The organism is Collinsella aerofaciens (assembly GCF_019131995.1).
In the GTDB taxonomy this organism is placed as follows: domain Bacteria; phylum Actinomycetota; class Coriobacteriia; order Coriobacteriales; family Coriobacteriaceae; genus Collinsella; species Collinsella aerofaciens_S.
Genome location: NZ_JAHONA010000061.1, coordinates 1 through 1,425, shown reverse-complemented (window position 1 = coordinate 1,425; position 1,425 = coordinate 1). Strand labels below are relative to the sequence as shown.

Here is a 1,425-nt window from a genome sequence, read left to right as displayed (position 1 = left end):
CCCACTCCAGTTTTCCATGAGTATAGACCTCAGGGTGAAGCACGACCTGGAGTCCAGGAGGCGGGCCGTCGAGCTCTTCGACGCCGGCATCGGCTGCAAGCCGGCGGCCGAGGCCCTATCCGTCCCCCGCGAGACCGTGAGAGAATGGCAGTGGGTATACCGGGCGTTCGGAAGCGAGGCGCTGCTGTCCATGGGCGGGAAACAATCCAGGTACACATTCGAGCAGAGGGTCGCCGCGGCGTCGGCCGTAGTCGACGGCGGGATGGCGAAGGCCGACGCCATGGCTGAGTTCGGGATCAGGTCGAAGTCCCCGCTGGAGCGCTGGTGCAGGCTCTACCGCGAGGGCGGCGCCGAGGCGCTGCGGCCCCGCCCGAAGGGCAGGCCGAGGGGGTCGAGGTCGAAACCCCGGGCCCGCACCCGCGAGCAGGAGCTCGAGGAGCGCTGCCGCAGGCTCGAGGCCGAGGTCGCCTACCTAAAAAAATTGCGCGCCCTGGTCGAGCGGGACGGGCTCTGACCAGGGCGGCGGCCGAGGCGGTGAGGGCGCTGCGCGCGGAGGGGCACTCCCTGCGCCACCTGCTGGAGTGCTCCGCGCTCAGGAGGTCGACCTACTACTACGCGCTGGCGCACCCGCGGAGGCCGACCAGGCCCGAGCTGCGCGACGCCGCGGCCGAGATATTCTCGCGCACCGCCAACGGCTGCGGGCACCGGCAGATAGCCATGTGCCTGCGCGCCGAGCTGGGCGCGGTCGTGGCCGACAAGACCGTGCTCAAGATGATGCGCGAGATGGGCATCCGGTGCGGGATACGCCGCCGGGGCTCCCGCCGCCGGTACAGCTCCTACAGGGGGCTCGTGGGGAGCACGTTCGAGAACGTCATCGCGAGGGACTTCGGCGCCGGCGGGCCGTGGCAGAAGCTCGGCACCGACGTCACCGAGTTCAAGGTGGCCGGCGCCAAGGCCTACTGGGCCCCGGTGCTCGACTTCTGCACGAAGGAGATCGTGGCGAGCGACATATCGACCTCGCCGGACCTCGCCCAGCAGCACAGGATGCTCGACCGGCTCCTCGAGGCCCTGCCCGACGGGGCGGCACCGACCATGCACTCGGACATGGGCTGGCAGTACCAGCACGAGTCCTACGCCTCCAGGCTGGAGGGGGCGGGCATCACCCAGAGCATGTCGCGCAAGGGGAACTGCATCGACAACGCCGCCACCGAGCAGCTCTTCGGCCACGTGAAGGACGAGTTCTACCGCGGCAGGGAGTGGGGCAGCTTCGGGGACTTCAAGCGCGACCTGGAGGAGTACATAGCCCATTGGAACACGCGGCGCAGGCAGGTAAGATTGAAGGGCCTGACGCCGGAGGAGTTCCGGAGCCGGGCCCTTGCGGCGTAGTCGCTATTTATTCAGTCCAAGTTTCGGGGCGCAGTTCAC

General features: G+C 68.9%; 2 protein-coding genes. Both read left to right on the top strand.

What is annotated here, in order from left to right:
* Positions 1-514: helix-turn-helix domain-containing protein (locus KSY82_RS10150; protein WP_217751119.1), on the top strand; the 514-nt coding region annotated here is incomplete at its 5' end.
* Positions 515-534: 20 nt separating this feature from the next.
* Entirely contained in the window at positions 535-1,386 is an 852-nt protein-coding gene (locus KSY82_RS10145) for an IS3 family transposase (protein WP_217751118.1), read from the top strand.
* The last annotated feature ends 39 nt before the right edge of the window (positions 1,387-1,425 follow it).